We start from the raw sequence: 22,225 nt of genomic DNA, 5'->3' as shown, positions 1-22,225 counted from the left end.
TGCCGGCATCCTGGGACGGCCGCTACCACTCTCCGGCGTACCTGGATGGCTTCCCGGCCCCTGCTTAGCGTCGAAGCATGAACGACTCACCAGGAACCCCGACCACCACCACCGCTCTGGTCACCGGCGCCAACAAGGGGCTCGGCTACGAGACGGTCCGCCGCCTCGGCGGGCTCGGCTGGCGCGTCTTCCTCGGCGCACGCGACGAGGCCCGCGGGCAGGAGGCCGCCGAGAGGCTCGCCGCCGAAGGCGCGGACGTGACGTTCGTGCCGCTGGACGTGACCTCGGACGACTCCGTCGCCGCGGCCGTCAGGGCGGTCCGGAACAGCACCGCCCGACTCGACGTCCTGATCAACAACGCCGGAATCACCGGTGAGCAGGTCGGTCCCATGGACCGGCTGACCCCGCCCGAGGGGACGCTGCCGCAGGATCTCATCCCCGTCTTCCGGGTCAACGTGTTCGGTCCGGTCCGTGTCACCCACGCGTTCTTGCCGCTGCTGCGTGCCGCGGACGACCCGCGGGTGGTCATGGTCTCCAGCGGCGCCGGGTCGCTGGCGATCGCGACGGACCCCAAGCGGCCGGAGTCGGCCGTCGCCCACCTGATGTACCCGGTGTCCAAGGCCGCCCTGAACATGCTCACCGTCCAATACGCCAACGGCATCCCGGACGTCCGGTTCAACCTGGCCGACCCGGGCTTCACCGCCACCGACCTCAACCACCACCAGGGCACCCAGACGGTCACGGAGGGCACCGACGCGATCGTCGAGTTCGCCACCACCTCGCCCGGGCCCACCGGGCAGTACCGCGACCGCAACGGCGACGTCCCGTGGTGAGGGCGGTCGACATCTCCGTGGGCACCGTGCCCGCCTTCTCGATGGCCGAGCGGGACCGCCGATGGGACCTGGCGCGGGCGTTCATGGAGCGCGAGGGCATCGACGCCCTGCTGGTCTTCGGGGAGCACGAGGACGCCGGCCCGGCGCCGTTCGCCTACGACACCTGGTTCACCAACGGCCGGGCCGGCACCACCGTCGTCTTCCCGCGCGACGGCGAGCCGGTCTCGCTGCTCCCGATGGAGATGTTCACCAAGGACCACCTCGAATCCGCCCGCCGGGGCGATGTCGTGTGGATTCCGCCGGAGAACCTGCGCATGCCTCGCGACTCCCGCGCGATCATCGCGGCCCTCGGTGAGCTGGGGCTGGAGCAGGCCACTGTCGGGGTCGTCGGGCTGGAACCCTATCCGCCGTGGCACCCCGAGGGCATCGTGCCCCACCGCCTCTGGGACGCCGTGCGGACCGCCTTCCCCGCCGCCCGCTTCACACCGGCGGGGATGGCGCTGTCCCGGCTCATCATGCCGCTGGGGCCCGAGGAGATCGCCGTGGTGCGCCACTCCGCGCGTATCGGCGACGCCATGGTGCGCGCCATGGTCGGGACCGCTGCCGCCGGTGTCCCGGAGAGCGAGGTGTACGCGGCCGGAATGGCCGCGGGATACGCCCGCGGAACCACCCCCGCGGCCATGCACTTCTGGACCGGCCCCGCCCCTCTCGCATCAGGCCCGCCGCCGTGGAGCTACCGCCCGCAGGCCCCGCGTGTCCTGGAGCACGGCGACGTCGTCTCCGCCGAGGTGTTCAGCAATGCCGCCGGCCGCCACACACAGCACCAGGTCACCCTCACCATCGGTGAACCGCACGAGGAACTCCGGCGCGCCGCCGACGTCGCGCGGGCGGCGTACGACGCCGGTCTGAACGCCTTGCGCCCCGGCCGGACGTTCGGCGAGGCCGTCGACGACATCCGCAAGCCGTACGCCGACGCCGGCGGATGGGAGTTCGGCCCCGCCGTCCACACACTGAACCCGATGATCGCGGCGGGCGGCTTCCCCAACGACGCCAGCCGCCGCATGGCCGGGGCCGGTGCCTACCCGCCCGAGGACGACCACCGTCCCACCATGGCCGCCGACATGGTCCTGGAACCGGGGATGACCTTCGCCCTCGAGCCCAATTACGCCTACGGACGACACCTCGCCTACCTCGGCGGCACCGTGATCGTCGGCGATGACGACGCCATCGAACTGAACCCGTACACGGCGCGGCTCCTTCGGGCAGAGGGCAGCCCGACCCGCCCCGCCTGAGGTTCCCCGCACCGGAGCAGTGGGATGCGTGACCACGAGCGCGAAGGAGGTGATCCGGAAGGCCGCGCCGAGTGGTCCGGAGATCGGCTCGGTGTCCAGCAGACCCAGCAGACCCTCCGGGTCCGCCTGGTGCGCACCCGGCCGCTCCCGGATGCCCGCACACCTTCTGGGCACCCCGGCGCCGCCCATGGCCACCGCTAAACCGTCAACGGCCGGACCCGCTCGGCGGCGAACCGCACGAAACCCTCCGGGTCGGGTTCGTCCCCGGTCGGCTGGAGGATCACGGTGTCGGCCCCGGCTTCGGCCAGCCGCCGCACGGCGTCGGCGACGGCCTCCGCGTCTCCGGCGACCCCGAGATCCGGCACGTCCCCGACACCTTCGGCGACCAACTCGTCCCGAAGCCGTTCATCGGCGCCGGGTCCGGTGGCGGCGAGGAGATACACGACTACCCTGTGCGCTTCCGACCGCCCGGCCGCCGCCCGCCCTGCGTCGATGAGCCGCCGGGCGCGGCGCACCCCGTCCGGCGGAGTGTTCGCGGTGAGCACGGTCCCGTCGGCGGCCTCACCGGCCAGCCGCAGCGAGCGGGGCCCGGTGGCGCCGGCGAGCACCTCGACGGCCTGCTCCGGCGGCCAGTCGAGCGCGACGTCGTCGAGTCGGACGTAGCGCCCCGTCGACGTCACCCGCTCTCCCCTCAACAACGCCCGCAGCGCCACGAGATGCTCCCGCAGCAGCGTCAGGGGCGACTCGGCCCGGGCCCCGACCTGTCCCATCCAGTCCTGCACCCCGTGTCCCACGCCGAGGACGGCGCGGCCGGGGAACATCCGGTGCAGCGTGGCGGCCTCCATCGCGGTGACGGCCACGTTCCGCAACGGCACGGGCAACAGCCCGACCCCGACCCGCACCCGCTCGGTCCACGCGAGCGCGGCGGCGGCCGTGGAGATCCCGCCCTCCCGGAAACAGTCCTCCCACAGCCACAGCTCCTCGAGGCCCACCTCGTCGGCGACACGCGCCACGGCACGCAGCCGCTCGGGGGCGAGCTGGGGACGGAATACGGCACCGAGTCCAGTCATGCGGCCTTCCTACCCTCGGCCGAGGCCCCGTTCAACACCATTACGAGTCCGGCCACCTCACCGCCGCCGGACCGGCCAACCCGGTCAGCGGTTGACGGCCTGGATCTCCTGCACGACGACATCTTGCGTGGCGCCGAACGTACCGTCGGGGAGGTCTCCTCCCGCGCCGCCACTGCCGGTCCAGTGGATCTCCCAGGTGACGGTCGCCTGAAGCGGGAAGGTCCCCTCACCCGAGGAACGCAGGTACTTCACCCCGCACGGCGGCGTGTCGTCCGCCCTCCCCTTCTCGTACGGAGCGCCGATACGGCCGTCCTTGATCTCGCAGACCCCTGACGCCGGGTAGATCTCGGCATCCGGGGTGCCCGGTTCGATCCGCAGCGACACCGGCTCCGCCGTGGCCGTCGCGTTGATCCCGATCTCCTCCACGGACGCGGTGACAGACACCGGCTTGAACTCGGCACCGTCCAGCCACGCCCACGTCGGAAGGTTCACCTTGGTCGCCTCGGCAGGCGCCAGCGTCACCTCGGTGCCGGGGACCCGGATCTCGGCGTAGGCGAGCTCGGCGAGAACCTCCGGGGTCACGGCGTTCTCCTTGTCCGCAGGCGGTGGATCACCCGCGTCCACCCAGAAGTAGTCCGTGTCGCACTTGTCCCAGCCCGGCGGGAAGCTCTCATTCACATACGAACCCCACCAGAAACCCTTGCCGGTCTTGTCCTTGTTGAAGCCCTTCTTCTCATCCTTCGCGTTGTACTTCTCGCGCTGCTTGGCATCCCACTCGTACCCCGTGGACTCGGCCTCCCAGATCGGCTCCAGGTAGTCCTGCAACTCCTCGGGCGTGTACTTCGGGGCATACCAACACGCCGGTGGACTCCATGACGTCGACGACGTCACCGGCCCAACCGAATCACCACTACCGTTCTTCGAACGGTCGAAGACGACACCACCTACGGTGACGGAAACGGTGCCGTCGTCACCGGTATCGGCATGCTGCTCCGTCTGCCCGTCCGTCGCTCCACCAAATCCCTTCTCCGCATGGGCTGGGGCAGTGGTAACGAGGAACAGGGCGGCGAGCCCCACAGGCAGTATCAAAACATTTCGGCGATTCATGGCTGGCACTTCGCACTCCCCCGTTCCGAAACCAGTCGCTCCGTCACCCAGACGCCCTCGCTGTTCTTGCGCAGCGTGCTCGCATACAGGACGTAGCTGTCCTTCGTCACCGACGTGACGTCAGCCTTCCCAGTCTTGAGGAACTTGTTGAACGACTTACTCTGGTCCTCGCAGTACACCAGGGCGGCGGTACCGTCGTCCTTGGCGTCCACGCTTTCCTTGTAGTAGCGGGTCACACCCGTTGTACGAGCCTTGTGGTCCACGAAATCCCGAATGTACTTCTCACTCCCCGCGGCCGCCTCGCCTTCCGAGTAGAAGCGATACGCCTTGTGCAGTGGGTCCTGCTCGGCAATGGCCATGTCCACAGCCCTGATGCGCTGTTCGGCATCGTGCAGCACGGCATCCTTGACCGGATCACCGGTCTTGCCCCACTCGAACTTGTACGTCACGTCGGCCGGCAATGTGATCTCCGGCCGCTCCGGCTGGACCGTAGCCGTTTCGCTGGGCGACATTGACGGTTCGCTGCTCGTGTCCGCCCCCGCGATCTTGTCCTCCCCCTTGTCCGGGCTGTCGTCGTCGCTGCCGCACGCGGAGAGCGTCAAGGCCGCTGTGGCGGTCAGTGTGAGCGCTGCGAGGAGGGTGGGGCGGCGGCGATTCACTGTCGGCTCCTGGGTGGGACGAGGCTTCTCTTCAGCGAAGCAACGCTATCCACCGGGGACGGGCGGCACCAGGGTGACACCTGTCTCTCCCCGGCCACCCGGGAGTTCAAAACCACTGCACTTGCGGCTTCTTGGGCCATAACGGGTCCGTAACGCACCGGAAGCAGCAAAGGGGTCCGGCGGTCATCCACTCCGGGCGGATACCTTCAACGGGAGCGACGGGGCCGTAGGGAGGGCATCTGCATGGGACGGCGGCGGTGGCGGGACGGGACGGGGGTCTTGGCCGTGGTGGAGCCGGACGGCGAGGAGGTTCGCATTCCGCTGGAGGTCGCAAGCTCGTACCGTGCGCGGACCAAGGGGCTGTTGGGGCGCGATTCGGTCGACGGGGCGATGCTGCTGAGCCCCGCCAGCAGTGTGCACACGTTCCGGATGCGGATGGCCATCGACGTGGCCTACCTCGACCGGAGGCTCGCCGTCATCGCCGTGCGCACGATGCGGCCGGGCAGGCTGGGGCTGCCCCGGTTGCGGGCGCGGCACGTGCTCGAGGCCGAAGCCGGGGCCATGGCCGGGTGGGGGCTGCGAGTGGGGTCCTGGGTCGAGGTCGAGGTCGAGGGGGGAACGCGTCGGTGAGTACGGGGGCGCGGGGCGGTGTGCCGCATCAGGGGGCCTCCTGCGTTGGCTGAGGCATCTTCGTCAGTCTCACGACGTGGTCATCCATACCGCCCGAGCCCTTGCGTGGGAAGGTCAGGATCACCGTGCCCCGTTCGGTGCGCACGATGACGTCGCCGTCGTGGTCACTGCCCCATCCGCCGACCGTGGTGTAGCTCTTCGACAGCGCGGCTGACGCCTGGCTCGGCACGTCTGGCACGAGATACGGCTTGTCCACGAGGTCTTCGCTGTCCAGGCCGTCAGAGATGACGGTGAGGCCGCTGGAGTCCAGCTTCCACCGGCCCGAAAGGCCCAGGACCGTCTCCGACCACCTGCCGTCCGAGGTGATCGTGAATGCCCCCTCGCGGCCCCCGGTCATCGTGGCCGCCCAGTCGCCGACGGCGTAGTCCCGGAGCGCCCGCCCCACGGGGCCGCCACCGGAACCATGGCCGCCGCACGCGCCGACCGCGGCCGCCGTGGCACCTACCGCCAAACACCGCAGCGCTTCTCTGCGTCCCATCAGCCTCAGTACGTCAAGCGTTCTCATGCTCCCCCCAACACACAAAGGCCGGCGGGGGCGCAGTCCCTTGTCGTTCGGTCTCGTCGCGTCGGCTGCTCCTCCGCTCGATGCCATGTCGCCGCCCGGCCCGCTTCACTGTGACGCGGATCGACGTCCCGGTCCTCAGCGGGGAGTGCGGAGCTGTTTGTCGTGGAGTGCAGTCCGGGCTTCGGTCGGGGAGATGCCGTATGCCTCGCGGAAGGTGCGGCTGAAGGCGGCGGGGTGGCGGAAACCCCATCGGGCGGCTGTCTCGCCGATCGTGCGGTGCCGTAGGCGGGGGTCGCCGAGGTCGGTCCGGGTGCGTTCGAGTCTGCGGCGGCGGATCGTGGCGCTGACCGTTTCCGGCTCCTCCTCGAAGAGGGCGTGCAGCAGGCGTATCGAGATGTGGTGGTGGGCGGCCGTCGTCGCCGGACCCAGGTCCGGATCGTGCAGGTTGTGGTCGATGTAGGCGTTTATACGGGCGAGGAGTACCCGCCTGCGGCTCTCGACCGGTATCGCCGGAGGTGTGTCGAGGCGGGCGGCGAGGAAGGTGACCGCGAGTTCCAGGGCCGTGGTTCCCAGGCGGCGCAGCTCCGTCGGACCGCAGTGCGCGGCGTTCTCCCGTAATCCGGCCAGGTAGGCGGTGAGCAGCGCGCCCGAACCGGTGCGGGCCGGCAGCGGCGTGGCCACCAGGCGGTCCGTTTTGTCGCCGGGCAAGGGCAGGGCGGCTCGGGGCAGCCGCAGCACGCTCACCCGCGAGGGGCGGCCCTGATCCTGGAACTCGCAGGCCAGCGGCTGTGAGGTGTCGAACAGGGCCACGTCTCCCGCGCGGAGGAGGGCGTTGTTGCGGCGCTGCTCCAGGCCGATCGGGCTGCCGTGGACGAGGAAGAGGTAGTAGTTCTCCGGGTCGGACGCGCGGATGTGGTCCGGGGTTCGGCGCGCCGACATCGGGGAGAAGGAGAAGGCCGAGAAGTCGGTGTCCACCAGTCCCAGCATGGTGACCTCGCCCTTGAAGCGGTCTGCGTGTTCGCTGGCCATCGACACCGGCATCACCGCCCTGCTGACCATGTCACCCCACCAGCCGAACCCCTCCGGGCCGCTCACGTTGTCCGTGGAGAGGAACACCGAAGCCTCCCCCGTTCCGGTCTGCTCCATCGCTGTCCCCCACCGCTGTCGCTCGTCTCCCGGCATTGTCCGCCGCTGTCCGGCCCCGCGGGAGCGCTCGGCCGGTCAGTTCCGGCGGTGGTGCACCGATCGTCAAGGAAGTCTGCACGCTCGGCCGAGGACAGGGGGTGCGGGTGTACCTGACGGTAGTGAGCCCGATTGGTGACAGAGAGGCTCGGTAGGAGTTTTGAGCGGTTCGGGTGGCGGCGCCTCGCCAGGGCGGCGGATGGGGGAGGTGGCGGCCGTGGTCTCGGCGATCACGGCCGTCGCGGGGCTCCTCCTGGCGGTCTTCGGGATACCTCTGATCGGGAACTCTTCGCCGATCGGTCGGAGCGTGGCGAACTCCGGCTCGTCTTCCGATGCAGCCCCAGCCGCGTCGCCTTCGGCTTCCGATACGACTTCGGCTTCGGATACGACTTGGGATACGGCTTCGCCTTCGGCTTCGGATATGGCTTCGGATGCGGATACGGCTTCCTCTGCGGCGCCTTCTTCGATGGTGCCTTCGGCTTCGGCTTCGGCTGCCGCCTCGTCCTGCTCGTCGTCTCTTCCCAAGGGGTGGCGGCGGATCGAGGTCCCCGCCCTGACCGTCTGCTTCGGTCGACCGGACGGATGGGGCAAGAAGCCCGCCAGTGAGCTGCAGAGCTCTTGGGGTTCCCCGGACGGCGTGTACGACCTGACCGTCAAGCGGGACAGGACGTACGGCTCAACCGCTCGGGCGGCCTCCGCGGGGCAGCTGGACTGGTATCGCGACACCTCCGAGTCGTCGATGGCCGACGTGGAGGTCACCACGCACAAGACGCGCCAGAACGGTCGGGACGCTCTCTGGCTGGAGATCGACTACCACTGGGAGAAGCAGAGCGAACCGCGCAAGCGCCTGGAGGTCTTCGTCGCCGGGAAGGCAGGCCACGTGTACCAACTGCTGGTTGACACCGAGGCGACCTCGCAGCGGCTGGCCGAGCAGACCCGCCTGTTCGCGACCGCACGGAAGAACCTGCTGATCGACGTCACCACGGGGTGACGTACGCGAGGGGAACTTTCTCAGGGCGAGACGATGTGGAGGAGTGCCGTGCCGTCCGGGCCCGTCGTCGCCTGGATCACCACGGCGTCGGGCCGCGGGCTCGGGCGGGCGCTGTCGAGGGTGCCGCAGGAGTTGCCGCTGCCGCGATCGCGGAGGTAGGTGAGGCAGCCTTGGCCCGGGCCGCTCGCGCCGCCCTTGGACCGGGTGTTGCCGGACTTCACCTCGTACTCGATCTCGTTCGGGCCGACGGTCGTCACCAAGAGCGTTGCCCGGCCGTCGTCGCCCGGTCCCCGGAAGTGGATGGTCACGGGCTCGGTCACCGCGATCTCGCAGTCGCCGTCGGTGCAGGCGCTGACGTCGGTGCCGTCCGCCGGTGACGGGGAGGAGGGGGGCTCCGGTGCGGGGCGGGACGTCGTGGGGCGGTCCTGGGGCGCTCGCGGTGACTCGTCGTCCGTTTCCTGGGTGCTGCCGCACGCGGTCGTCGTGAGGGCCGTCAGTGCGGCGAGGGCCATCAGGGCTGTGCGGGCAGGACGTGAGCGAGGGTGCATGCGCTTCCTCATGGGGGGTCAGGGCTCGGTGCGGGGGAAGGAGACCTCGACCCTGCGGTTCTTCTTGCGGCCGGCCTCCGTCGAGTTGTCGGCGATGGGGTACTGCTCGCCGTAGCCGCGGACCTCGTAGGTGATGCCGGCGTCGTCGAGGGACTGGGACAGGACGTCGTGTACGGCGTTGGCGCGGCGTTTGGAGAGTACGTCGCCGTGGGCGGAGGAGCCGAGGTCGTCGGTGAAGCCGAAGACGCGGACCCTTGTGGCGTTCTGGGTTCTGATCTCGTCGGCGATGCCCCTGATGCGGGACTTCGCCTCCGCGCCGAGCTTCGAGCTGTCCTTGCCGAACAGCACCTCGGCCTGCAGCGCGAGCGTCACGCTGGTGTTGGTGTCCTCACGGCGTTCGTCGCCGCTCTGCTCCTCCACCACCGACTTGATGTCCAGCACCTTCGCCTGCGCCAGCGTGGCCCCGTCCGGGAGCTTCAGGTCGGGGTCGTTGGGGTCCATCTCGACGGGGGCGGAGGCGGAGGGCTCCGTGCCGGGGGGGTCGTTGGGGTCGTCGTCGGCGTGGGCGGTGGTGGTGCCGCAGACGGTCGTGGCCAGCATGAGGGTGACTGCGGCCATCAGGCGCGGGGGTGAGGTCATGAGGTGCCTCACCCGGAGATCTCGATGGTGCCGGTCGTGAACATCGGCAGTTGGAGCGTCACCTCGGCCGTGTCGGCGGGAGGCGCGGGGAACTGCATGAATACCGGCAGGGACTCGCCCGCCTTCAAGGGCGGGAACTTTGTTGTCGTGAGCGGGCGTCCCTCAGTGTCGCGCAGCACGTAATAACGCTTCTTGCCCTTTGAGTCCACCAAGGTGGCGCCGCCGAGTGATTTGCCGTTACGAATGATCTCTGTTTCGTTACCGCTCAGTTGAGCAGGGATGTTGACCGTCTCATCCCCGTCGTTCTTGAGATCTCCGCCGACCGTGACGAAGCCCCCGCCGTCCCGCTTCGCCTCGGTGACTTTGAGGAACAGGCCACTGGGCCCCCTGAGCTCCGCCAAAGTCTCCCCTGTGTCTCCCTCCTGAGCATCCGGCTTGGAGTCGCTGCCTTTGGAGGAACTCGTAGGCACCTCCGGCTTTTCGTCGCCACCTCCACCGCCACAGCCAGCCAGACCGAAGGCCAGTACGGCAGCGATGGGCCACGCCACCAACCTGCCGTGGGCCCTTGTTGTGAACCGAATGCTCATGACTCCGCTTCCTTGGGCTCTTCGTTCGCTTGTCAGCTGTCGGCCAGATGGACATCGAACAGGTCCTCGGGCTTCGGTAGGTCCGAGAGGTCGTTCGGATTGATGTCCCAGTCCCCGCCACCCTTGCAGGAGAGGCTTGGCAGCACATCGTCGCCGGCGTCCTCGGCAAGCGGCTCGAACCGACAACGGGCTTCGATCACGGCGGTCGCGGTCTGTGTCGCTTTCCGTTCCTCTGTGCCCGGCACGATGGTGTCCCCGACGGTGCCGTTCGTCTCGGCGACGATCGTGTACCCCAAGAGGCCATCCGGCTCGCAGTCCACGCTCGCGTCGTTATGCGCTGCCAACTCGTGGGCCCGCCAGCATCCACTGGGTACAGGGGCCTTGCCCTCGAAGATGTCCTGCCACGAATCCGGATCCAGAACGTGGGTGATCCACTCATCCGTGAGCTGGTCTCTCGTCTCCAAAGCCGCCGCGAGCGCTGCGGCGTCCGCCGCCGTCTGGGCCTCACTGCGAGTCGCCGCGGCCTGGCCGACCGCGAAGTACGCGAGCGCGAGAAAGAGCAGACCCCCAACCACGGTGATGTAGATGGGGAAAGCCTGCCCAGCGTCTCCGTTCGCACGGAGACCCATCAGATGCCGGTGACCTCGGTGATCTTGTCCGTGATCGCGTTGTAAATCGTCTGCCCAATGTCCGTCCCCGTGATCGCCAGGACGATCGCCACCACCACCGCGATGATTCCCAGGTACTCCACCGCCGTCTGGCCCCTGTCGTGTCGGGTGGCGGTGCGGGAGTGCAGGTATGCGGCGGCGGTGTGAAGCCAGTTGGTCATGGTGTTCCCCTCCAGGGTGGGCGAAGCCGTGTTCCTCGTGCGGGTGGGCGGCGGTGATCTGCTGGCTGGTCGTGCCGGACGTCAGGGCGTCCACGATCTCCACCTCCCTTGCGCTCGGTTGGGACCTCGACCTGGCGGGAGTACCAGGTGACGACTGTCCCACAATGGATTGCAAATGCGAAAGGTATTGCAGCGAAGTGAGGCCAATGAGTCCATGGATGCCGACAGTTGTCGTCTCGCGTTCATGTGCAGTCGCACTTCCCTACTCCCCCGTGATCGTTCCGAAGTCCGTGCCCGAGCCCAGGATCAGGCCCGCGCCGAGGAGGATCATCGTGGCCGGGACCATGAACGTCGTGATCATCAGCGTGGCCTTGGGGACCGCGCGGGCGGCCTTGCGGCGGGCGTTCTGGGCGTCCGTGCGGCGCATGTCCTTGGCCAGCGAGACCAGGGTGTCGACGATGGGGGCGCCCAGTTCCTCGCCCTGCTGGAGTGCCGTCACGAACATCGCCACCTGTTCGGAGTCGTTGCGGCGGCGCAGCTCCGTGAAGGCTTCGCGGCGGCTCATGCCGAGGTCCATCTGGCGGAGTGTGATGCGCAGTTCGTCGGCCCAGGGACCCTCGTAGCGCGTGGACACCCGGTCCAGGGCCTGGCGGAAGCCCAGGCCCGCGCTGACCACGACCGCGAGGACGTCCAGGAAGTCGGGGAGCGTGCGCTCGATGACGTCCTTGCGGATGCGGATCGCCGACCAGATGCCCACCTCCGTCCAGAACGCGCCGAAGGCCAGCAGGAGGAGGGCCACCAGGTACTGGCCGCGGAGGACGAAGACCAGGAAGCCGAGCGCGCCCAGGAAGCCGTAGACGGCGCGGCGGGCGGCGTAGCGGTCGATGGTGAGGCCGCCGGGGTTCCCGGCCAGGTCGATCCTGCGGCGGTACCTGGCGACCAGGGCCGGGCCCATCAGACGCAGTACGGCGGGGGCGTAGCGCATGCCCATGCGGTCGATGAGGGAGTGCGCCGCGCCGGTGCGGGTGGCGCCGACCTCCAGGGCGAGGGCGAGGTCGTCGGGGAGCTTGGCGTCGGCGCGGTACATGCGGATGCCGGCGAAGACGCCCCAGACGGCCAGGGCCATGAGGAGGGCCAGGAGGAATCCGGGGAGTGCGGGGGGCATGGTGGTCTCTTCCCTCCTCTCAGACGTCGATGCGGGACAGGCGGCGGATGAGGACGAAGCCGACGGCGTAGAGCGCGAAGGCGGTGATCACGGCGGCCTGGCCGGCCGGGGAGCCCGTCATGCGTTCCAGGGCGCCGTCCTTCACCCCGTTCATCAGGAGCAACGAGCCGATGCCCAGGACGGGGACGGCGTACGACGTCATCGTGACCTGGGAGAGCTGGGTGCGGACCTCGCGCCTTGTCTCCTTGCGTTCCTCCAGGGTCTCCGTCAGGTTGCGCAGCGCGCCGACCACCTGGCCGCCGGCGCGGTTGGACAGCACGAGGGTGGTGACGAGGACCACCAGTTCGCGGGAGGGGAGGCGGCCGGCGAGTTCGCCGAGGGCGTCGTCCATCGAGGCGCCGATGGCGAGCTGGTCGGCCACCTTGCCGAGTTCCTCGCCGGCCGGGGCCTCCAGTTCCTCCGCCGCCATGCCGATGGCGGTGCGCAGGGCGAGTCCGGCCTGGGTGGCGTTGGCGAGGATGCGGGCGAGTTCGGGGAGTTGGTTGATGAACTTCTCGATGCGTTTCTGGCGTTGCCAGTTGAGGAACTGGATCGCCGCTCCTACGCCGAGCAGCCCGGCCAGGGGGCCGAAGAAGGGGGCCAGGGCCGCCTGGCCGATCAGCCACAGGCCCGCGACCGACGCCAGCATGTACGCGAAGAACTCGCCGGGTGTCACGTCCAGGCCGGTGGCCGACAGGCGGCGTTCCAGGTTCCGGCCGAGCTTGGTGCGGCGCAGGCGGCGGTCCAGGGTCGGGAAGCGGCGTCGGCGTCCGGCCGACGGTGCCTGGCCGGTCGCGGTGAGGCGGTCGACCAGGGCCGCGCGCTGGGCCTTGCCGGCGGCGTAGGAGTGCAGGCCGATGACCGCCAGGACGCAGGTCAGCAGTGTGACGCCGGTGGTGAGCGTGACGAGCGTGTCGAGTTCCGGTTCCATCGGGCGGTCCTACCTGGCTTCTCGGGTGGTGAGCTGGTCCGGTGTGTGGGCGACGCCGAAGGCCTGCGGGATGGGCTGGCCCGCCATGTAGAGGCGTTCGGCGGTGCGGTGCGGGAGGGGGTGGTACTCGTACGCGCCGACGACGCGGCCGTCGGCGGACATCGGGCGGGCGTTGAAGCGGGCGACCGTGGCCAGCCGGTACGGCTCGCCGCCGTGGCTGGCCAGCAGGGCGATCTCGGTGATGCGGCGGGCGCCGTCGGCGAAGCGGGTGAGCTGGATCAGGACGTCGACGGAGCTGTTGATCTGGTCGTGCAGGGCGACGAAGGGGATCTCCACGTCGGACATCGAGGCCAGGGTCTGCAGGCGCATCAGGGCGTCCTCCGCGCTGTTGGCGTGGACGGTGGCCAGCGAGCCGTCGTGGCCGGTGGACATGGCCTGGAGCATGTCCAGGGACTCACCGCCGCGCACCTCGCCGACGACGATGCGGTCGGGGCGCATGCGCAGCGAGTTGCGGACCAGGTCGCGGATGGTGATGCGGCCCTGGCCCTCGACGTTCGGCGGGCGGGACTCCAGGCGGATGACGTGCGCCTGCTGGAGCTGGAGTTCGGCCGAGTCCTCGATGGTGATGATGCGGTCGGATTCGGGGATGAGGCCGGAGAGGGCGTTGAGGAGGGTGGTCTTCCCGGTGCCCGTCGCGCCCGAGACGATGATGTTGAAGCGGGCCTGCACGAGACCGGCCAGCAGGTAGAGCATGTTCTCGTCGAGCGAGCCCAGGCCGATCAGCTCCTGGAGGGTGAAGGAGCGGGGGAAGCGGCGGATGGTGAGGGTGGCGCCGGTGAGGGAGAGCGGCGGGATGATGACGTTGACGCGCTCGCCGGAGGGGAGGCGGGCGTCGACCATCGGGTTCGACTCGTCCACGCGGCGGTTGACCGTCGAGACGATGCGCTCGATGGTCTGCATCAGCTGGTCGTGGGAGGCGAAGCGGAGCGGCAACTGCTCGACGCGGCCCGCGCGTTCGACGAAGATCGCGTCCGGGCCGTTGACCATGATCTCCGTGATCGAGGCGTCCTCGAGGAGCGGTTCCAGGATGCCGAGGCCGAGGGCCTCGTCGACGACCCGGCGGATCAGCTGCGAGCGTTCGACCGTCGACAGGACCGGGCCCTCGCGGCTGATGATGTGCCCGAGGACCCGTTCGAGGCGGGCCCGGCGCTCGGCCATCGCGAGCGCGCTCATCTCGGCGAGGTCGATCTCCTCCAGGAGTTTGGCCCGGTAGGAGGCGACCAGGTGTCCGTCCTCGCCCCGGCTGCCGTGCTCCTCGGGGGAGTGGATGCGTGCGCGCAGGCTCATGCGTCCCTTGCTCCTCGGTCAGTGGTCCAGCGGCATGGTGGCGGTCCGGGTGGCGGGGCCGAAGTCCCAGCCGGGGACGATCGAGGGGATGTCGACGGTCGCGGTGACCGTCACCTCGTCGCCGCCGTACGACGCCGGGCAGTCCGTGCCGTCCGCCAGCCAGCTGCTGACGGCCGCCGCGCAGGCGTCCGCGGCGCTCTCCTGGAGCGAGGCGCTGCGCGCCCCCGCGCGGGCCGCGGTGCCGGCCTGCTGGGCGGTGTACGCGATCAGGCCGAGCTGTACGACGGCCATCCCGACGAGGACCAGGATCGGGAGGAAGCCCAGGTACTCGATGGCCACCTGGCCCCGGTCCCGCACACGTCCCCTGCCGAAGTACGGCATCCCAGTCGGCTTCCGGCGGGAGTACGGCATCTCAGTCGTCCTCCTCTTCCACGGCCCCCGCGTGGCCGTGCACGGTGAACGGGACGCTGAGGGTGCCCGGGAAGAGGAGGGGCACCTCGATGCGCACGTCGGCGGTGACGTAACCGCCCGCGGTGCCGCAGTCCACACCGGCGCCTCCCTCCCACGCGCCCGGCAGCTTGTCCAGGCCCGCCTCCTGGCAGGCGCCCTGCCGCGCCCCGCGGTCGGCCGCGGTCGCCGCCCGTACCGCCTCGTCCGCAGCATTCCCCGCGAGCGTGTACGTGTATCCCACGAGCACGAGCTGCCACAGCACCACCAGCGTCGCGATGATCACCGGCGTCATGCCGAGGAACTCGATGGTGACCTGACCGCTGTCCCGGGCACGGTCCCGCCCGCGTAACCCGCTCACCCGGCACCATCCTTCCGGCGCCGGAAGCCGGCCGCACCCCGGTCACCCCGGTCACCCCGGTCGCCGCGGAAGCGACCGTGCCCCTTGCGGCCCCCGTCGGACACGCCGGCCAGGCCCAGTTCGCCCGCGAGGGCCCACAGGGCCTGCTTCACGGTGCTCCTGGCGTCCAGTTCGTGGACGCGGCCCGCGTCCACGGCGCCCTGGAGCTCCTTGAAGTTGGCGGGGACCGTGGTGGCGGCGATCGCCGTGCCGGTGATCTTCTGGATCAGCGCGGGCTGGATCTCCGTGCCCCGCGTGTGCCGGTTGACGACCACGGTGGTCTCCGCCGCCTTGCGGATCTGCAGCCGTTCCCACATCCGCACCGCCCGCTTGGCGCCCCGTACGGCGACCACGTCCGGGGTGGTGACCAGCAGCGCCGTGTCGGCCGTCTCCACGGCGGCCGCGCCGGCCCCGCCGAGCTGGGCGCCGCAGTCGACGACGACGACCTCGTACCGGGAGCGCAGGGCGCCCACGATCTGGCGGGCAGCGCGGTCGGTGACCTCCTCGCCGCGTTCGCCCTCGCCGGGGGCGAGCAGCAGGGCCAGGCCGCTGTCGTGGCGGAAGACGGCGTCGGCCAGGACGCGCGGCGAGAGGTCGGTGATGGCGGCCAGGTCGGCCACGGAGCGGCGGAACCGGACGTCCAGGTAGGAGGCGACGTCGCCGGTCTGGAGGTCCATGTCGAGCAGGGCCGTGGACCGGCCGGACGCCTGGGCAGCCAGGGCGAGTTGGACGGCGGTCAGGGTGGCGCCCACGCCGCCCTTCGCGCCGCTGACGGTGACGACGGTGCCGCCGGTTCCGGTGAACACGTCGACGGCGCCGCCGAGGTGCCGGCGTACGCCCGCCGACCACTGGGCCACCGCCTGGACGCGGCTGGCGAGTTCCTCGTAGCCGAGCGGGAGGGCGACCAGGCCGCGGGCGCCGTGGTCCATGGCGGCCTGGAAGAGGCCGGGGCCGGGGTCGGAGGTGACGAGGATGACACCGACGGCCGGGAAGCGGAGCGCGACCTCGCGGATCAGCTCAAGGGCCGGGACCGGTCCGATGCGCTCGTGGACGACGACGACCTCGGGCAGTTCGTCGACCGACTCGGCGGCGAGGCGGGCGAGGGTGTCGACGAGCTGGGTGGAGTCGGTGACCGGAGCGACCGGTTCGGCGTCCGGCAGCTGGCTGAGCAGGGTCGTGAGGGACCGTACGGCGTCCGGGTCGCCGACTGCCGGGAGGATCCTCGTGGCCATACGGCTCTCACTTGTCCTTCGCGAGTTCGTACGTACGGTCCTTGTCGGGTACCGCGGTGTCGCTGCCGGGGGCCACCAGCGCGAGCCGGACGCGCCGGGCGAACGACTCGGCGTAGGTGATGCGCTGCGCGTCGATGGTGGACAGGGCGAAGGTGATGGGGACGGCGTCGGTGGGTTCGCGGTCGCGGCTGTCCTCGTCGGGCTCCAGCGAGGTGAGTTCGCCGACGTCGATGACCTTGGCGCCGGTCACGATGATCTTCGACTGGTCGGGGTCGCCCTCGCGCGGACCCTCGAAGGTGGCGTACACGTTGACGGTGGAACCCGGGGTGATCTTCCCGGCGACGCCGGTCGCCGCGTCGATCATGATGGCGACCTCCTGCTGCCCGGGCCGCAGGGCGGGCGTCTCGACGATCATGTCGGTCTGGAGCAGCGAGCCCGCCTCCAGCGTGGTCACGGCTATCTTTCCGCGGACCTGGGACAGGTCGGTCACGGCGTTCTCGGACAGCCAGCGCTCGGGCATCTCGACCTTCTCGAACTGCGTCGCGCCGAGCTCCGTGTAGGGCTCGATGTCGGACTTCACCCGGTACGCGGTCACCTCGGGGCCGACCTTGGACTTCACGTCGTTGATGACGGACAGCACGCCGGCGAAGGCGCCGAGGGCGCAGAGGACCGACAGGATCAGCAGGATGATGCCGCGGCGCTGACGGGAGTTCATGGGCCGTGCAACCTCATTGGGGGGTTCGGATGTCCGGGCGGACGGGCGGACGGGCGGACGGGCGGACGGGGGCGGTACCGGGCCGGGCCGGGACGGGCCGGGACGGGCCGGGACGGGCCGGGACGGGTGGACGCGGACAGGGCGCTAGGGGCCTACCCAGTCAGAGCTCGTCTCTCACGACGGCGGCCGAGGGCGGGGTCGCGGCGGTGGCCGAGCGCGCGGTCCCGGCCGCCGACGCCGACGCCGACGCCGCCGTCGTCGTAGACCGGTGGCGTCGCGGAGCAGAACACGCAGCGGTCGCCGATGACGTCGATGCCGCACCAGTGGCAGGCACTCCGCCGTACGGACGTGACGAGTTGGTAGAGGACCGACAGGTCGGGGAGGTACGCGCAGAACTCGGTCAGCCGCCCCGTCCCCCACCAGGTGGCGGACTCGGCGGGCAGGGCCGTCTCGCGCAGCCCCTGGACGTGCCAGGACGGGGCGAGGGAGCCGGTGACCCAGTCGGCCGGGTGCTGCCCCTTGGCGACCAGCAGCCAGGTGCCGAACTCGGGTCCGGCGAGGGCGGCTTCGGGGCCGACCTTCACCAGTTGCGGCACTGGGTGCGCCACGACGCCGAACTGGCTGCCGGGCACCCAGGACCTGGCGTGCGCCTTCAGGTCCACGGGGACGCGGTCGAGCCGGGCGACGGAGCCGAGCAGGGCACCGGCGTGGATGTAGTGGGTGAGCAGCCGGCCGGCGGAGGCGAGGACGCCGGGACTGAGGTCGCAGGAGGCCAGCTGGCGCAACTGGCGGGCCAGCACCGCGATGCCGAGCGGCGGCAGGGGCGGCCGGAACAGGGCGACGCGGTCGGTCTCCAGCAGGGCGCGGACGGTGTGCAGGCGGCGTTCCACGCTCGCGGGGACGGCCTGGGAGCACACGACGATCACGTGCCCGCACTGGTCGACCAGCGTCTGCAACTCGGCCACGACGTGCTCCAGCGGGCGCCGGTCGACGTCCTGGAGCACGGCCGCGGGCAGGGTCCGTTCGTCCTGTGGCGGCAGTGCCAGGTCGGCACTGGTCACGGCAATGGCAGTTGGCACGCGCGGCTCCCCGTCTCCCATGCCCGTCGGCCCGCCGGTGTTACTCCGGCACACCCGGATGACTTCACTGCGTGACTACCTGAGCACTGTATCCACGCGTCTGTGACCGGAGAACAGCGTTTCTCCAGCCTGTGGAACAACTTGTGTTGCACAAGATGCGCCAAATCAGGGCAGGTTGAGCATTTTCGAGGGCGAGCCACCGCTTTCCGGACGTCGCGACCCGGCCGTCAACTTGGTCCGTACCTACCCCTTGACACCTTCAATTGGTCTGGACCACCTTGTACGTCAGCGGTGGCCACCGTCCCCCATTCCGCCCCACCCCACCCCCGGAGGCAGCAGTGGACCCCGTACGCAGACGCAGCCGCGGAAGACGTCTCGGCTCCTTGACGGGCGCCGTCACCGCCGCCCTGGCACTCGCCTTCACGGCCGTCGGCCCGGCCTCCGCCGCCGACGTCAACAACGCCAAGAACGCCGGTTTCGAGTCGGGACTGAGCAACTGGACCTGCTCGGCGAACAGCGGCACGACGGTCGCGTCCCCGGCGCACGCGGGATCCGCCGCGCTGAAGGCCACCCCGGCGGGCCAGGACAACGCGCGCTGTTCGCAGAGCGTCGCGGTGAAGCCCAACTCGACGTACACGCTGAGCGCCTGGGTGCAGGGCGGGTACTCCTATCTGGGCGTGACGGGCACGGGCACGACGGACGTGTCCACCTGGACCCCGGACTCGACGGCGTGGAAGCAGCTGAAGACCACCTTCAGCACCGGCTCCTCGACGACCTCCGTGTCCGTGTACACGCACGGCTGGTACGGGCAGGCGGCGTACTACGTCGACGACCTGTCGGTCTTCGGCCCCGACGGCGGTGGCGGCGACGACGGGAACCCCGACCCCACAGTTCCGTCGGCCCCGGCCGGCCTGAGCGTCTCCGGCACGACCCCGAACTCGGCCTCCCTCACCTGGAACACGGTGTCCGGCGCCACCGGCTACCACGTCTACCGCGACGGCACGAAGGTGACCGCGGTCACCGGCACGTCGGCGACGGTGACCGGCCTCGCGGCCTCGACCTCGTACTCCTTCCAGGTCACGGCGTCGAACGCGGCCGGTGAGTCCACGAAGTCGGCGGCGGTCACGGCCCGCACCACGGCGCCCGACGACGGCGGCGGGGACGGCGGCGACCTGCCCAAGCACGCGGTGACCGGCTACTGGCAGAACTTCAACAACGGGGCGACGGTCCAGAAGATCTCCGACGTGCCGTCCGCGTACGACATCATCGCGGTGGCCTTCGCCGACGCGACCACGACGCCGGGCGCGGTCACCTTCAACCTCGACTCGGCCGGGCTCGGCGGCTACACCGTCGACCAGTTCAAGGCGGACGTGCGGGCCAAGCAGGCCGCGGGCAAGAAGGTCATCATCTCGGTGGGCGGCGAGAAGGGCACCGTCTCGGTGAACAGCTCCGCCTCCGCGACGAACTTCGCCAACTCCGTCTACTCGGTCATGCAGGAGTACGGCTTCGACGGCGTCGACATCGACCTGGAGAACGGCCTCAACCCGACCTACATGACCCAGGCCCTGCGCGCCCTGTCGGCGAAGGCGGGCCCGGACATGGTCCTCACGATGGCCCCGCAGACCATCGACATGCAGTCGACGCAGGGCGGCTACTTCCAGACCGCGCTGAACGTGAAGGACATCCTCACGGTCGTCAACATGCAGTACTACAACAGCGGCACGATGCTCGGCTGCGACGGCAAGGTGTACGCCCAGGGCACGGTCGACTTCCTCACCGCCCTGGCCTGCATCCAGCTCGAGGGCGGCCTCGCCCCGTCCCAGGTGGGCCTCGGCCTGCCGGCCTCGACCCGCGCGGCGGGCGGCGGCTACGTCTCCCCGTCGGTGGTCAACGCCGCCCTGGACTGCCTCACCAAGGCGACCAACTGCGGCTCCTTCAAGCCCTCGAAGACGTACCCCGACCTGCGGGGCGCGATGACCTGGTCCACCAACTGGGACGCGACGGCGGGCAACGGCTGGTCGAGCGCGGTGGGGGCGCACGTGCACGCCCTGCCGTAGCCGAGGCCCGAGCCTCATGAGGCCGCCCCTTCCCACCGCGTCGACGGCGGGGAGGGCGGCCGCACGAGGCTCAGCCACCCCGGTCCACGGTCTCGCCCGGCAGAAACTTCTGGCGCACCCACAGACTCAGCAGCACCGTCCCGCCGACCAGCACCGGCACCGGGTCACGGGCGGTGGGGGCCAGCACGTGCCCCAGCGCCATGACCGTGCAGACCGTCAGGGGAACGAACGCCGCCGCACCCTCCAGCCCCCAGCGCAGCGCGGGCCGGGCCATGCCGAGGACGCTGGCCCCGCCGGGCAGCCACGGACCGACGGCGATCACCAGCAGGCCCGCGGTCCTGCAACCGACGACCAGCTGAGCGGCCTCCGACCCGAGTTGGTGCGGCCCGACCGTCCACAGCTGCATGGTGTCGCCGAGCAGCATGAGGGACAGCCCGACGACCCCCGCCCACAGGGTGGCTCTCCGGTCACTGCGCACGAGACGGCACAGGGCCAGCAGAAAGCTGAGGAAGACCAACTCTGCGGCCCACAGAAACCCCACCATTCCCTCCCCCAGCCGCCAGCCCCCGCCGGCCCCGCTCAGCAGGACCCATCCCGCCATGAACAGGGCTCCCGCCGCGACGAACCCGTCGAGCACCCTCCGCAGCAACACGGCTCGACCGGCGCCGGCGTCGGCGGCGACCACCAGACCGGCCGCCGCCAGGCCGACCGCGAGCGGCGCTCCGACGGCCACCACCGGCCCCAGCAGCGGCCGCTCGACCTGCCCGGCGTCCGAAGGGCGCACCGACAGCGCCCCGGCCAGCAGCCGGTACGCGCCTCCGGCCACCGCCGAACTCGCCAGCAGCAGCAGTCGTGTGCGCACACGGCCGTCGGCCCACCGCGCGCGCAGCGCCAGCGAGACCGCCAGCAGGCAGCATCCGACGGACGGCCCGAACGCCACCATCCGCGCCGCCGCGCTCCCCAACCCCGACATCAGGTGCGCCTTTCGCCGGTTCCGGTCCCGCTCCCGCTCCCGAGGGCCTCCTTGAGGCCATGGAGTCTCCATCACAGAACGTAGAAGACCCGCCACCTGCCCCGAACCGGACCGTGAGCCCATTCACCCGTACCGCGTACGAGGAGGGGCCCCGGCTGCCGCCGCGCCGACGCACCCGTCAAGGTGCCCCGTACGCCGCCGCGCTCGCCCTCGGCAGGGTCGGCCACATGCGTGTGCCGCCACCGACCACCTGCTGTGAAGTCCGTATGAAACATTTTCCGGGGTCCACCGCATCAATGAGGTGAGGGCGGTCCACCCACGGCGGTGACTTCGGGGGAGTGTGCGGATGAGGCAGGGGCGGGCGGACGAGTACGCCGAGTTCGCGGTGGCGCGGGCGGGGCATCTGTACCGGTCCGCGTGCCTGCTCACCGCCGGGGACACGCATCTGGCCGAGGATCTCGTGCAGGAGACCTTCGGTCGGCTCTACGTGCGGTGGGGGCGGGTGTCGCGGGCGGAGAACCCGGCCGCCTACGCCCAGACCGTGCTCACCCGCGCCTTCCTCGCCCATCAGCGGCGGCGCAGCAGCGGGGAGCGGGCGACCGACGTGTTCCCCGACCTGCCCGGCGCCGGTGACGGGGACGCGTCCCTGCGGCTGACGCTGCTGGACCCGCTCGCGCGGCTGCCCGCCAAGGACCGGGCCGTCGTCGTCCTGCGGTACTGGGACGACCGTTCGGTCGAGCAGACCGCCGACGTGCTCGGCGTCAGTTCGGCGGCGGTGCGGACCCGTTGCTCGCGGGCGCTCGGCCGGCTGCGGGCCCTGCTGGGCGAGGACCTCTCGGAGTACGCCAGACCCTAGACGGCCACGGCTCGGGCCGTCTCCTGTCCGCCGCTCTCCGCGGCTCATTTCG

At 70.5% G+C, this 22,225-nt stretch carries 25 protein-coding genes; 6 read left to right on the top strand and 19 right to left on the bottom strand.

Translation table 11 applies throughout. The features are described 5' to 3' along the window. The first annotated feature begins 77 nt into the window (after window positions 1-77). Window positions 78-833, top strand: a complete 756-nt coding sequence (locus tag C4J65_RS22230) for an SDR family NAD(P)-dependent oxidoreductase (protein ID WP_115743973.1) — start codon at window positions 78-80, stop codon at window positions 831-833. After that, window positions 827-2,125: a M24 family metallopeptidase gene (locus C4J65_RS22225; protein ID WP_115743972.1), complete on the top strand. Its 1,299-nt coding sequence runs from the start codon at window positions 827-829 to the stop codon at window positions 2,123-2,125. Before C4J65_RS22230 ends, C4J65_RS22225 begins: the two co-directional genes overlap by 7 nt. 197 nt (window positions 2,126-2,322) lie before the next feature. On the opposite strand, the gene C4J65_RS22220 is transcribed toward C4J65_RS22225, so the two are convergent. The 3 genes from C4J65_RS22220 to C4J65_RS22210 all read right to left on the bottom strand — a co-directional run bounded on the left by C4J65_RS22220 (window position 2,323) and on the right by C4J65_RS22210 (window position 4,961). Then, window positions 2,323-3,195 carry an LLM class flavin-dependent oxidoreductase gene (locus C4J65_RS22220; protein WP_115743971.1) on the bottom strand — a complete coding sequence of 291 codons (873 nt, stop codon included), beginning with the start codon at window positions 3,193-3,195 and terminating at the stop codon, window positions 2,323-2,325. A gap of 84 nt (window positions 3,196-3,279) precedes the next feature. Then, complete coding sequence (locus C4J65_RS22215; protein ID WP_115746575.1) at window positions 3,280-4,302, bottom strand: hypothetical protein; 1,023 nt, start codon at window positions 4,300-4,302, stop codon at window positions 3,280-3,282. Next, a complete protein-coding gene (locus C4J65_RS22210; protein ID WP_115743970.1) occupies window positions 4,299-4,961 on the bottom strand; it encodes a hypothetical protein in 663 nt (220 codons plus the stop codon). Before C4J65_RS22210 ends, C4J65_RS22215 begins: the two co-directional genes overlap by 4 nt. A 243-nt stretch (window positions 4,962-5,204) precedes the next feature. Between C4J65_RS22210 and C4J65_RS22205 the strand changes: the two genes are divergently transcribed. After that, a complete protein-coding gene (locus C4J65_RS22205; protein WP_115743969.1) occupies window positions 5,205-5,591 on the top strand; it encodes a DUF192 domain-containing protein in 387 nt (128 codons plus the stop codon). Between the two features lie 28 nt (window positions 5,592-5,619). Here the strand turns inward: C4J65_RS22205 and C4J65_RS22200 are convergent, their stop codons facing one another. Together C4J65_RS22200 and C4J65_RS22195 are read right to left on the bottom strand one after the other, a co-directional pair. Further along, complete coding sequence (locus C4J65_RS22200; RefSeq protein WP_115743968.1) at window positions 5,620-6,036, bottom strand: hypothetical protein; 417 nt, start codon at window positions 6,034-6,036, stop codon at window positions 5,620-5,622. A 255-nt stretch (window positions 6,037-6,291) separates the two neighbouring features. Beyond that, on the bottom strand, window positions 6,292-7,302 hold the full coding sequence (locus C4J65_RS22195) for a helix-turn-helix domain-containing protein (protein WP_162833284.1): 1,011 nt from the start codon (window positions 7,300-7,302) through the stop codon (window positions 6,292-6,294). Window positions 7,303-7,975: 673 nt separating this feature from the next. Between C4J65_RS22195 and C4J65_RS36380 the strand changes: the two genes are divergently transcribed. After that, the gene (locus C4J65_RS36380; RefSeq protein ID WP_205351049.1) at window positions 7,976-8,329 is read left to right on the top strand and encodes a hypothetical protein; all 354 of its coding nucleotides are present in this window, start codon (window positions 7,976-7,978) and stop codon (window positions 8,327-8,329) included. Window positions 8,330-8,349: 20 nt separating this feature from the next. On the opposite strand, the gene C4J65_RS22185 is transcribed toward C4J65_RS36380, so the two are convergent. From C4J65_RS22185 to C4J65_RS22125, 13 genes are all read right to left on the bottom strand, one after another. Beyond that, window positions 8,350-8,877 (bottom strand): hypothetical protein, encoded by a 528-nt coding sequence (locus C4J65_RS22185; protein WP_240330489.1) that lies wholly within the window; start codon window positions 8,875-8,877, stop codon window positions 8,350-8,352. 18 nt (window positions 8,878-8,895) lie between these two features. Then, window positions 8,896-9,516: an OmpA family protein gene (locus C4J65_RS22180; protein WP_115743964.1), complete on the bottom strand. Its 621-nt coding sequence runs from the start codon at window positions 9,514-9,516 to the stop codon at window positions 8,896-8,898. Between the two features lie 8 nt (window positions 9,517-9,524). Continuing rightward, window positions 9,525-10,103, bottom strand: a complete 579-nt coding sequence (locus tag C4J65_RS22175; protein ID WP_115743963.1) for a hypothetical protein — start codon at window positions 10,101-10,103, stop codon at window positions 9,525-9,527. 32 nt (window positions 10,104-10,135) lie between these two features. Then, window positions 10,136-10,732 (bottom strand): pilus assembly protein TadG-related protein, encoded by a 597-nt coding sequence (locus tag C4J65_RS22170; RefSeq protein ID WP_115743962.1) that lies wholly within the window; start codon window positions 10,730-10,732, stop codon window positions 10,136-10,138. Beyond that, on the bottom strand, window positions 10,732-10,932 hold the full coding sequence (locus C4J65_RS22165; RefSeq protein ID WP_115743961.1) for a hypothetical protein: 201 nt from the start codon (window positions 10,930-10,932) through the stop codon (window positions 10,732-10,734). The genes C4J65_RS22170 and C4J65_RS22165 overlap by 1 nt, the downstream gene beginning before the upstream one ends. A gap of 262 nt (window positions 10,933-11,194) precedes the next feature. Further along, complete coding sequence (locus C4J65_RS22160) at window positions 11,195-12,097, bottom strand: DUF5936 domain-containing protein (protein WP_115743960.1); 903 nt, start codon at window positions 12,095-12,097, stop codon at window positions 11,195-11,197. 19 nt (window positions 12,098-12,116) lie between these two features. Beyond that, complete coding sequence (locus C4J65_RS22155) at window positions 12,117-13,067, bottom strand: type II secretion system F family protein (RefSeq protein WP_115743959.1); 951 nt, start codon at window positions 13,065-13,067, stop codon at window positions 12,117-12,119. A 9-nt stretch (window positions 13,068-13,076) separates the two neighbouring features. Then, a complete protein-coding gene (locus tag C4J65_RS22150) occupies window positions 13,077-14,414 on the bottom strand; it encodes a CpaF family protein (protein ID WP_115743958.1) in 1,338 nt (445 codons plus the stop codon). 18 nt (window positions 14,415-14,432) lie between these two features. After that, window positions 14,433-14,825 carry a TadE/TadG family type IV pilus assembly protein gene (locus C4J65_RS22145; RefSeq protein WP_115743957.1) on the bottom strand — a complete coding sequence of 131 codons (393 nt, stop codon included), beginning with the start codon at window positions 14,823-14,825 and terminating at the stop codon, window positions 14,433-14,435. 1 nt (window position 14,826) lies between these two features. Further along, entirely contained in the window at window positions 14,827-15,222 is a 396-nt protein-coding gene (locus C4J65_RS22140) for a TadE/TadG family type IV pilus assembly protein (RefSeq protein WP_115743956.1), read from the bottom strand. Continuing rightward, window positions 15,219-16,493, bottom strand: a complete 1,275-nt coding sequence (locus tag C4J65_RS22135; RefSeq protein WP_115743955.1) for a P-loop NTPase — start codon at window positions 16,491-16,493, stop codon at window positions 15,219-15,221. Before C4J65_RS22135 ends, C4J65_RS22140 begins: the two co-directional genes overlap by 4 nt. A 7-nt stretch (window positions 16,494-16,500) precedes the next feature. Next, the gene (gene cpaB, locus C4J65_RS22130; RefSeq protein WP_115743954.1) at window positions 16,501-17,208 is read right to left on the bottom strand and encodes a Flp pilus assembly protein CpaB; all 708 of its coding nucleotides are present in this window, start codon (window positions 17,206-17,208) and stop codon (window positions 16,501-16,503) included. Between the two features lie 152 nt (window positions 17,209-17,360). Then, window positions 17,361-18,308 (bottom strand): hypothetical protein, encoded by a 948-nt coding sequence (locus C4J65_RS22125; protein ID WP_115743953.1) that lies wholly within the window; start codon window positions 18,306-18,308, stop codon window positions 17,361-17,363. Window positions 18,309-18,625: 317 nt separating this feature from the next. On the opposite strand from C4J65_RS22125, the gene C4J65_RS22115 reads away from it, so the two are divergent. Continuing rightward, window positions 18,626-20,344 carry a glycoside hydrolase family 18 protein gene (locus tag C4J65_RS22115; RefSeq protein ID WP_115743952.1) on the top strand — a complete coding sequence of 573 codons (1,719 nt, stop codon included), beginning with the start codon at window positions 18,626-18,628 and terminating at the stop codon, window positions 20,342-20,344. Window positions 20,345-20,414: 70 nt separating this feature from the next. Here C4J65_RS22115 and C4J65_RS22110 read toward each other — a convergent pair whose 3' ends face one another. Further along, the gene (locus tag C4J65_RS22110; RefSeq protein WP_240330488.1) at window positions 20,415-21,317 is read right to left on the bottom strand and encodes a hypothetical protein; all 903 of its coding nucleotides are present in this window, start codon (window positions 21,315-21,317) and stop codon (window positions 20,415-20,417) included. Window positions 21,318-21,663: 346 nt separating this feature from the next. Between C4J65_RS22110 and C4J65_RS22100 the strand changes: the two genes are divergently transcribed. Next, the gene (locus C4J65_RS22100; RefSeq protein WP_115743950.1) at window positions 21,664-22,173 is read left to right on the top strand and encodes a SigE family RNA polymerase sigma factor; all 510 of its coding nucleotides are present in this window, start codon (window positions 21,664-21,666) and stop codon (window positions 22,171-22,173) included. Window positions 22,174-22,225: the final 52 nt, after the last annotated feature.

The organism is Streptomyces sp. CB09001 (genome assembly GCF_003369795.1).
GTDB lineage: Bacteria > Actinomycetota > Actinomycetes > Streptomycetales > Streptomycetaceae > Streptomyces.
The sequence above is the reverse complement of the archived record's forward strand: the minus strand, read 5'-3'. Positions and strand labels throughout refer to the sequence as shown.

What these genes read in the sequence shown, in the direction of transcription:
- C4J65_RS22150 (WP_115743958.1), bottom strand. Translation starts at nt 14,414, where the DNA reads ATGAGCCTGCGCGCACGCATCCACTCCCCCGAGGAGCACGGCAGCCGG.
- C4J65_RS22100 (WP_115743950.1), top strand. Translation starts at nt 21,664, where the DNA reads ATGAGGCAGGGGCGGGCGGACGAGTACGCCGAGTTCGCGGTGGCGCGG.
- C4J65_RS22165 (WP_115743961.1), bottom strand. Translation starts at nt 10,932, where the DNA reads ATGACCAACTGGCTTCACACCGCCGCCGCATACCTGCACTCCCGCACC.
- C4J65_RS22135 (WP_115743955.1), bottom strand. Translation starts at nt 16,493, where the DNA reads ATGGCCACGAGGATCCTCCCGGCAGTCGGCGACCCGGACGCCGTACGG.
- C4J65_RS22215 (WP_115746575.1), bottom strand. Translation starts at nt 4,302, where the DNA reads ATGAATCGCCGAAATGTTTTGATACTGCCTGTGGGGCTCGCCGCCCTG.
- C4J65_RS22230 (WP_115743973.1), top strand. Translation starts at nt 78, where the DNA reads ATGAACGACTCACCAGGAACCCCGACCACCACCACCGCTCTGGTCACC.
- C4J65_RS22205 (WP_115743969.1), top strand. Translation starts at nt 5,205, where the DNA reads ATGGGACGGCGGCGGTGGCGGGACGGGACGGGGGTCTTGGCCGTGGTG.
- C4J65_RS22195 (WP_162833284.1), bottom strand. Translation starts at nt 7,302, where the DNA reads ATGGAGCAGACCGGAACGGGGGAGGCTTCGGTGTTCCTCTCCACGGAC.
- C4J65_RS22160 (WP_115743960.1), bottom strand. Translation starts at nt 12,097, where the DNA reads ATGCCCCCCGCACTCCCCGGATTCCTCCTGGCCCTCCTCATGGCCCTG.
- C4J65_RS22220 (WP_115743971.1), bottom strand. Translation starts at nt 3,195, where the DNA reads ATGACTGGACTCGGTGCCGTATTCCGTCCCCAGCTCGCCCCCGAGCGG.
- C4J65_RS22125 (WP_115743953.1), bottom strand. Translation starts at nt 18,308, where the DNA reads ATGGGAGACGGGGAGCCGCGCGTGCCAACTGCCATTGCCGTGACCAGT.
- C4J65_RS22155 (WP_115743959.1), bottom strand. Translation starts at nt 13,067, where the DNA reads ATGGAACCGGAACTCGACACGCTCGTCACGCTCACCACCGGCGTCACA.
- C4J65_RS22110 (WP_240330488.1), bottom strand. Translation starts at nt 21,317, where the DNA reads ATGTCGGGGTTGGGGAGCGCGGCGGCGCGGATGGTGGCGTTCGGGCCG.
- C4J65_RS22145 (WP_115743957.1), bottom strand. Translation starts at nt 14,825, where the DNA reads ATGCCGTACTCCCGCCGGAAGCCGACTGGGATGCCGTACTTCGGCAGG.
- C4J65_RS22170 (WP_115743962.1), bottom strand. Translation starts at nt 10,732, where the DNA reads ATGGGTCTCCGTGCGAACGGAGACGCTGGGCAGGCTTTCCCCATCTAC.
- cpaB (WP_115743954.1), bottom strand. Translation starts at nt 17,208, where the DNA reads ATGAACTCCCGTCAGCGCCGCGGCATCATCCTGCTGATCCTGTCGGTC.
- C4J65_RS22185 (WP_240330489.1), bottom strand. Translation starts at nt 8,877, where the DNA reads ATGCACCCTCGCTCACGTCCTGCCCGCACAGCCCTGATGGCCCTCGCC.
- C4J65_RS22175 (WP_115743963.1), bottom strand. Translation starts at nt 10,103, where the DNA reads ATGAGCATTCGGTTCACAACAAGGGCCCACGGCAGGTTGGTGGCGTGG.
- C4J65_RS22180 (WP_115743964.1), bottom strand. Translation starts at nt 9,516, where the DNA reads ATGACCTCACCCCCGCGCCTGATGGCCGCAGTCACCCTCATGCTGGCC.